A 7,137-nucleotide genomic window follows, 5' to 3' on the forward strand; every position below is an offset into this window, starting at 1 on the left:
TTCCCTCCCTGGAATGTGACCACGACCGCAGGATCCGGACACGGAAGGAATCTGCCACATGACCGAGTCGGCGCGGTCCGCGACGCTCAGCGACACCATCGCCCGACTCGCCCCCGGCACCGCCCTGCGCGACGGGCTCGAACGCATTCTGCGCGGCCGCACGGGCGGACTGATCGTTCTCGGTTTCGACGAGAAGGTCGCGGCGCTGTGCGACGGCGGCTTCGAACTGGACGTGGAATTCGCACCGACCCGGATGCGCGAGCTGTCGAAGATGGACGGCGCCGTCGTGGTCTCGACCGACGGCAGCCGCATCGTCCGCGCCAACGTCCAGCTCGTTCCCGATCCGAGCATCCCCACCGTGGAGTCCGGTACCCGCCACCGGGCCGCGGAGCGCACAGCCATCGAAACCGGTTATCCCGTCGTGTCGGTGAGCCAGTCGATGAGCATCGTGAGTGTGTACGTCGCGGGACGCCGGCACGTGATCAACGACTCGGCGACGATACTTTCGCGCGCCAACCAGGCCGTCTCCACGCTCGAACGCTACAAGGCCCGGCTCGACGACGTCACCCGGCAGCTGTCGGTGGTGGAGATCGAGGACATCGTCACGCTGCGCGACGCGCTCACGGTGGCGCAGCGGCTCGAGATGATGCATCGCCTGTCGGTGGAGATCGAACAGGACGTGCTCGAACTCGGTACCGACGGCCGCCAATTGGCACTCCAGCTCGAAGAACTGGTCGGCGACAATCAATTGGCCCGGCAGCTCATCGTCCGCGACTATCTGTCGGGTGACGAGCCACCGTCGACGCGGGGTGTGGAGCAGGCACTCGATCGCCTCGCCGGCCTCAGCGACACGGACCTGCTGGACCTGACCACGCTCTCGAGAGCGTTCGGCTATCCCGACACCATCGAAGCGCTCGATGCGCCGATGAGTCCCCGCGGATACCGGGTGCTGCACCGCGTGCCGCGCCTGCAATCCCAGCAGATTCATCGGCTTGTCGCCGCATTCGGCACGTTGCAGGGTCTGCTCGCGGCCACCGCGGCGGATCTGCAGGCCGTCGACGGCATCGGCGCGCTCTGGGCGCGCTACATCCGGGAGGGACTGTCACGGCTGGCCGAATCGGCCATCAACCATTACGACTGACGCTGCGATTCAGGGCGTGATGTTGAACGGCTCCGGCGTACTGCGGAGCCCGCCGAGTTGACCGACCACCGTATACGCACCCGGACCGACGGGCTCGCGGGGCGACGCGCACCCCGGCTCGGACGTCGACGCGGACCACTTGACGGAGTAGGCCGCCTGATCTCCCGGTTGCAGAGTCCGCATGTCGGATGTGGGCTCGGGGAAGCAGTCGGTGTTGGACCACAGTCGCTCGTTGCCGTCGAGCGTGTACACGAGAACCTGCTGCAGTCCGGCCCCGAGGTCACGGTCGCATTGTGCGGTGCCGATGTTGGTGATGACGATCGTGAAACCGGGCTCGGTACCCGTCTGGTAGTTGGGCTCGTCGGCGGTGACACGCACCGCGAGCGACTGGTCGGGGCACTGGCCCGGCGGGACCGCCGCGGCGGTCGTCTCGGCTCCTGACTCCTCCGGCGAATCCGCCGTCGTCGTGCCGGACGTCGATCCGCCCGAGCCCGACGAGGTATCTCCTTCGCCGTCGGAACCGTCGCTCTGCGTGCTCGTCGTCTCTGCGGCACTCGACGAAGGCTCGGTGCTGGAGGTCAATGTGGACTGAGCTGCCGCGGGTTCCGGTTCGGTGTCGCCGCCGCCGGTCAGGGCGACGACGAGCCACACGACCAACGCCAGCACGACCACAGCGACGACGATCGCGAGCATGCGTCGTCGCCGATAGATCTCGGGGGGCAATGGGCCGGTGGGTTCAAGCACGCCTCACACGGTAAGTGCCAGCCCGGATGCGCTGCGGCATAGCGCTCGGCGTGTCGCTCAGTCGGCGGTCACACCGATGTCGCCGATGTGCCCCTGCAACTGGACGTGACCGTCGTCGAGCCGGTAGGTGACGCCGGCGATCGCGCATCGTCCGTCGGCAACCCGCTCGGCGATGATCCGCGACCGGTCGGTGAGAAGACGCCCGGTTTCGACGACGTGCCGCACCTCGAGTTCGTCGACGGTGGACAATCCGTCCGCCCGGCCCATCAGGATCGACGGCGCGACCCGCTCGATGATGCTCCGAATGTGACCGCGGGGAACCTCACCCGTGTCGAGTGCTGTCAGCGTCGCGCCGACGGCACCGCAGCTGTCGTGCCCGAGCACGACGATGAGCGGCACCCCCAGGACCTCGACCGCGTACTCGATCGAGCCCAGCACGGAGCTGTCGATGACATGTCCGGCCGTCCGGACCACGAACATATCGCCGAGACCCTGGTCGAAGATGATCTCTGCGGCGACTCGGGAGTCGCCGCAACCGAACAACACCGCGGTGGGATGCTGACCGTTGACCAGTTCGGCCCGGCGATCGATCCCCTGGCTCGGATGCTGCGGAGTACCGGCGACGAATCGCTGATTACCCTCGGTCAGAGCTTTCCAGGCGGAGATCGGGTTTGAATTGGGCATAAGGGCATTATTCACCCGGGACCTTCGCGACCCTCACGCAGTGGTCCCACTGCGGTGCACAACGGTCCCGCATCCGGGACAGGAGGAGAAGAAATGCCTGTTGACGCCACTTCGCTGGCGCGTTGGTACGCCGCGGAAGCACGCGACCTGCCGTGGCGCCGCGACGGTGTGACGGGCTGGCCGATCCTCATGTCCGAGGTGATGCTGCAGCAGACCCCGGTCGTGCGCGTCGCGCCGATCTGGGAGGAGTGGGTACGGCGCTGGCCAGTGCCGTCGGCGATGGCCGCGTCGAGTCAGGCCGACGTACTGCGTGCCTGGGGGAAACTCGGCTACCCCCGGCGCGCGTTGCGCCTGCACGAATGCGCGGGGGTGCTCGCCGCGCAGCACGGCGACCGCGTCCCCGAGGACGTCGACGTGCTCCTGACACTGCCCGGCGTCGGTGCCTACACGGCGCGTGCGGTCGCCTGCTTCGCCTACGGGCGGCGGGTGCCGGTGGTGGACACGAATGTTCGCCGCGTCGTCGCTCGCGCCGTGCACGGTCGCGCAGAGCCGGGAAACCCTTCCACCACGAGAGATCTCGCAGACGTCGAGGCTATGCTTCCGCGCACCCGCGCGAGGGCGGCGACGTTCTCCGCCGCCCTGATGGAACTCGGCGCGACAATCTGCACCGCCCGGACACCGGACTGCGGACGGTGCCCCTTACCGGAATGCGCATGGGTGCAGGCCGGTCGGCCGGCCCACGACGGTCCCGCGAAACGCGTGCAGAAGTTCGCCGGGACCGACCGTCAGGTCCGGGGGCGTCTGATGGCCGTCCTCCGGGAGAGCACGGGACCTGTGGAACGGCCCGCGCTCGACAGTGTGTGGCTCGACGATCCCGGGCAGCGCGACCGGGCGCTGCACTCGCTCCTCGTCGACGGACTGGTCGAGCAGACCGACGACGGCCTGTTCGCCCTTGCCGGCGAAGCGGGTCGCTGATCTCGTCCTGCTGTAGTCCGGTCCGCGGCTTTCAGGGCAGGCCGGTCAGGAATTCTTCGACGGCCGCGCGATACTCGCCCGGCCGATCGTCGTGCACGAGATGCCCGGCACCCTCGATGCGGACGTAGCCGGTCCCCGGGCGGCGCTTCGCCATTTCCCGCATCTGCCCCGGCGGAGTGATCGTGAACTCGCCCTCGATCAGCAGAGCGGGGACGGTCGAGGCCGTCCACTCGTCCCAGAAGTGCCTCCGGCCCCACTCTTCGGAGATGTCACGGAATGTCGAGACGTCGCCGTGCAGGTACCAGCCGTCCGCGCGACGGCTGAACGAGTCGAGGAAATAGCGTCCGGCGACCGGACCGAAGAAGTCGAGCACCGCGTCGTCGGTGGGGAAAGGCTGTGGCCACTGCCCCACCATCGCCGCCCAGTTCTCGGCGGTCCGGCCACGGAAATCGGGTGCCATGTCTTCGAGGACGAGCGCGGCGACCAGGCCCGGGTGCGCCGCTGCGAGGCACCACGCGTGCAGCGCACCCATCGAATGCCCGATCACGACGAACGGTTCGGTGTTCTCGTCGAAGTGGGCAGCCAGGTCGGCAACGAACGCGTCGGTGCCGAGGTTCGCGGGCGCCGCGCGGCCGTGACCCGCCGCGTCGAACGAATACACGTGGCCGTGCTCCCGGAGCCACGGCACCTGGCGACGCCACGTACGCGCGCTTCCCATGAGACCGTGCAACAACAGGATCGGCCGTCCGCTACCACCTTCGTCATGCAACACAGTGGCCCAAGGTAGCGGAGTAATGTCGCGACCATGGCAGTCGTGAAGATCAACGCAATCGAAATCCCCGAAGGTGCCGGATCCGAACTGGAGAAGCGGTTCGCCAATCGCGCGCACACCGTCGAGAATTCGCCCGGGTTCCTGGGCTTCCAGTTGCTGCGCCCCACCGCGGGTGAAAACAGGTACTTCGTGGTCACCCAATGGGAAACCGAAGAGGACTTCGCCGCATGGCGGGACGGCGGCGCGCGGGCCGCTCACGCCGGTGAGGCGAAGAACCCGGTCGCGTCCGGCGCGTCGCTCCTGGAATTCGAAGTCGTCCTCGACGTCAAGAAGTCCTGATGACCGCGCCCGGGAATTCCGGGCGCGAGTTGACGTATCGGGAGGTGGGCGCGTCGCACGGCGCGCTCCCCGCCGGATACCGCCACGCGGCCGTGGAGCGTGAACTGGGCAACGGCGCCGCCACATTCGACGTCGCCGTTGCCCGTCTGTTCGCGTGGGACATGCACCGCGCCGCCGGAATCCGTGTCGCCCCCAGCACCCCTGCGCCGGCGGTCGGCGTCGACGTGCAACTGCTGTTCGGCATCGGGCCGGTGCGGTTTCCCGCGTGGTGCCGCGTGATCGACGTCGTCGATACGCCGCGGCGACGGGGATTCACCTACGGCACTCTGACCGGTCACCCCGTGAGCGGGGAAGAGAGCTTCCTCGTCGAACACACCACCGACGGCCGGGTCGTGGGCGGGGTGGTGGCATTCTCACGCCCCGGGCGCTGGTACACGCGGCTCGCCGGTCCGGCAGTCCCGCTTCTGCAGACGCTGGGTGTTCGCCGCTACCTGGCGTCCCTCACAGACTGATCTTCCTCGCTGTCGACGTCCTCGATCGCACGCTGCAGCAAGGCGAGAAACACGTCCTCGGGCTGCGCACCCGAGACCGCGACAGCGCGGTTGGCGACGAAGAACGGAACACCTGTGACGCCGAGCTGACGCGCCGCGAGCAGATCCGCACGTACCGCGTCCGCTGCGGCGTCGGATTCGAGTGCGGCGCGAACGAGATCCGCGTCCAGTCCGGCCGACGCGGCGATGCGCACCAATGTCTCGCGATCGTCCACGACGTCGCCCTCGACGAAATGCGCGTGGAACAACGCCTCGACAAGGTCTTCACCGCGTGCGCCGGCGAGGTGCACGAGACGGTGCGCGTCGAACGTATTGGCCGCGATCACCGTGTCGAAGTCGATCTCGACACCGACTTCGGCTGCGGCGCCCGAGACTTGCGAGAACATCTGCCGAACCTGCTCGAGCGGCATGCCCTTCATCTCCGCGAGGGCATCGGCTTCGGGCTTGCGCCTCCCCACCGGAGTCTCCGGTGCGAGCTGGTAGGAACGCCACGTGACCTCGACACGGTCGCGGTGCTCGAATTCGTCGAGTGCCGCGGTGAACCGGCGTTTGCCGATGTAGCACCAGGGACACGCAATATCCGACCAGACTTCGATATGGGCGGTAGGGAGGGCAATCCGGGGAGTCGTCACGACTCGTCCAACACGCGCGCCCGGAGCGCTGTTCCCTCAGGACTCGAGGGCAGCGTCCAGGGAGATTTCCACGCCCGTCAGCGCCTTGCTCACCGGGCAACTCGCCTTGGCGTCCTGCGCTGCCTTCATGAAGCCGTCGGCGTCCAGTCCGTCGACTTCACCGCGCACCTTCAGCGTGATGCCCGTGAGCCGGAACCCACCGGCCGGATCCGGCCCGAGCGATACGTCGGCGCCGACGTCGAGACTTTGCGGGGTTCCTCCCGCTTCCGCGATCAACGCGGAGAGTTGCATCGCGTAGCAGGCGGAGTGCGCCGCGGCGATCAGTTCCTCGGGGCTGGTGGTGCCGTCGGCGTTCTCCGCCGATCGCTTCGGGAACGAGACATCGAACGTGCCGCGGCCCGAACTCGTGAGTTCGACCTGCCCGGCTCCGTTCTGCAGGTCGCCGTTCCAAGCAGTTCGCGCGGTCCGTGTGGGCATCCTGAATCCTTCCTGTGGTGTACGGGGGTCTCGGGATGCGTACCCGAGCCCGTCCGAAACCACACTCGCAGTCTTTCCCGCGCCCCGGGCGGAACGAGGTCTCGATACCGCATCGCTCGCCCGATTCGGGACCGGGTCCGGCGCCGTGACGACGGATCCTGTCTGCATGACCACTGCCCAGCATGATCCTCGTCCACTGTTTCGCAGCGCTCTGGAGTGGGCGGGTGACTTGTTCGCGGGTGTCCGCCCGGAACAGATGACCGACCCCACGCCCTGCCCCGAATTCGATGTCCGGACACTCCTCGGGCATCTCGCCTCGACTGTCGATCGTGGCCGAGTCATCGGCATGGGTGGCGACGTCCACTCGGTCCCCGAGGTCCTCTCGTCACCAGACGACGCATGGCCCGGCACGCTGGATGCCGTCACCACGCGGTACTGGGAGGTGTGGGACGACGACACCCTCCTCGACAGGCCCGTCACCGCCCCGTGGGGCACCTTTCCCGGGCGGGCCGCCGTGCTGGTCTCCCTCAACGAGGTACTCGTGCACGGCTGGGATCTGGCCGTCTCCACGGGCCAGAATCCGGAGGCGGACCCGGCACTGGCCCGCGCTGCTCACGAGATCATGGAGCGTGCCCTGCCTGCCTCTCCCCGCGGTGGGGAGGTGCCGTTCGGTCCCGTCGTCGACTCGACTCCGGATGCCGGCCCGACCGAGCGACTCGCCAACTGGTGCGGCCGCGTGACCGCCCCGTGGATGCGACCGGGCGACGCCTGACGGCCGCTACCCCGTCGACGCCGAGGGGCGGTACCCGTACGGGTACCGCC

General features: G+C 68.2%; 10 protein-coding genes. 5 read left to right on the forward strand and 5 right to left on the reverse strand.

Annotated elements, in window-relative coordinates; genetic code table 11:
* Positions 1–58: 58 nt before the first annotated feature.
* A complete protein-coding gene (gene disA, locus TVH25_RS11455; protein ID WP_422424200.1) occupies positions 59–1,141 on the forward strand; it encodes a DNA integrity scanning diadenylate cyclase DisA in 1,083 nt (360 codons plus the stop codon).
* 9 nt (positions 1,142–1,150) lie between these two features.
* Here the strand turns inward: disA and TVH25_RS11460 are convergent, their stop codons facing one another.
* Both TVH25_RS11460 and TVH25_RS11465 read right to left on the reverse strand, forming a co-directional pair.
* On the reverse strand, positions 1,151–1,885 hold the full coding sequence (locus TVH25_RS11460) for a hypothetical protein (RefSeq protein ID WP_169622780.1): 735 nt from the start codon (positions 1,883–1,885) through the stop codon (positions 1,151–1,153).
* Positions 1,886–1,942: 57 nt separating this feature from the next.
* Positions 1,943–2,569 (reverse strand): carbonic anhydrase, encoded by a 627-nt coding sequence (locus TVH25_RS11465; RefSeq protein ID WP_169622781.1) that lies wholly within the window; start codon positions 2,567–2,569, stop codon positions 1,943–1,945.
* A gap of 93 nt (positions 2,570–2,662) precedes the next feature.
* On the opposite strand from TVH25_RS11465, the gene TVH25_RS11470 reads away from it, so the two are divergent.
* On the forward strand, positions 2,663–3,544 hold the full coding sequence (locus tag TVH25_RS11470) for an A/G-specific adenine glycosylase (RefSeq protein ID WP_422424201.1): 882 nt from the start codon (positions 2,663–2,665) through the stop codon (positions 3,542–3,544).
* A gap of 31 nt (positions 3,545–3,575) precedes the next feature.
* Here the strand turns inward: TVH25_RS11470 and TVH25_RS11475 are convergent, their stop codons facing one another.
* Positions 3,576–4,316, reverse strand: a complete 741-nt coding sequence (locus tag TVH25_RS11475) for an alpha/beta fold hydrolase (RefSeq protein WP_296551641.1) — start codon at positions 4,314–4,316, stop codon at positions 3,576–3,578.
* A gap of 33 nt (positions 4,317–4,349) precedes the next feature.
* Here TVH25_RS11475 and TVH25_RS11480 point away from each other — a divergent pair, with 33 nt between their 5' ends.
* Both TVH25_RS11480 and TVH25_RS11485 read left to right on the forward strand, forming a co-directional pair.
* Positions 4,350–4,655: an antibiotic biosynthesis monooxygenase family protein gene (locus tag TVH25_RS11480; RefSeq protein ID WP_422424202.1), complete on the forward strand. Its 306-nt coding sequence runs from the start codon at positions 4,350–4,352 to the stop codon at positions 4,653–4,655.
* Positions 4,655–5,167, forward strand: coding sequence for a DUF1990 family protein (locus TVH25_RS11485; RefSeq protein ID WP_422424203.1), 513 nt, complete (start codon positions 4,655–4,657; stop codon positions 5,165–5,167). Before TVH25_RS11480 ends, TVH25_RS11485 begins: the two co-directional genes overlap by 1 nt.
* On the opposite strand, the gene TVH25_RS11490 is transcribed toward TVH25_RS11485, so the two are convergent.
* Together TVH25_RS11490 and TVH25_RS11495 are read right to left on the reverse strand one after the other, a co-directional pair.
* Positions 5,143–5,838 carry a DsbA family oxidoreductase gene (locus TVH25_RS11490; RefSeq protein ID WP_422424204.1) on the reverse strand — a complete coding sequence of 232 codons (696 nt, stop codon included), beginning with the start codon at positions 5,836–5,838 and terminating at the stop codon, positions 5,143–5,145. The genes TVH25_RS11485 and TVH25_RS11490 overlap by 25 nt on opposite strands.
* Before the next feature lie 36 nt (positions 5,839–5,874).
* On the reverse strand, positions 5,875–6,315 hold the full coding sequence (locus tag TVH25_RS11495; protein ID WP_169622786.1) for an OsmC family peroxiredoxin: 441 nt from the start codon (positions 6,313–6,315) through the stop codon (positions 5,875–5,877).
* A 166-nt stretch (positions 6,316–6,481) separates the two neighbouring features.
* On the opposite strand from TVH25_RS11495, the gene TVH25_RS11500 reads away from it, so the two are divergent.
* The gene (locus TVH25_RS11500) at positions 6,482–7,087 is read left to right on the forward strand and encodes a TIGR03086 family metal-binding protein (RefSeq protein ID WP_422424205.1); all 606 of its coding nucleotides are present in this window, start codon (positions 6,482–6,484) and stop codon (positions 7,085–7,087) included.
* Positions 7,088–7,137 lie beyond the last annotated feature (50 nt).

Origin of the sequence: Rhodococcus sp. 7Tela_A2 (assembly GCF_049311045.1) — a bacterium.
Taxonomy (GTDB): Bacteria; Actinomycetota; Actinomycetes; order Mycobacteriales; family Mycobacteriaceae; genus Rhodococcus.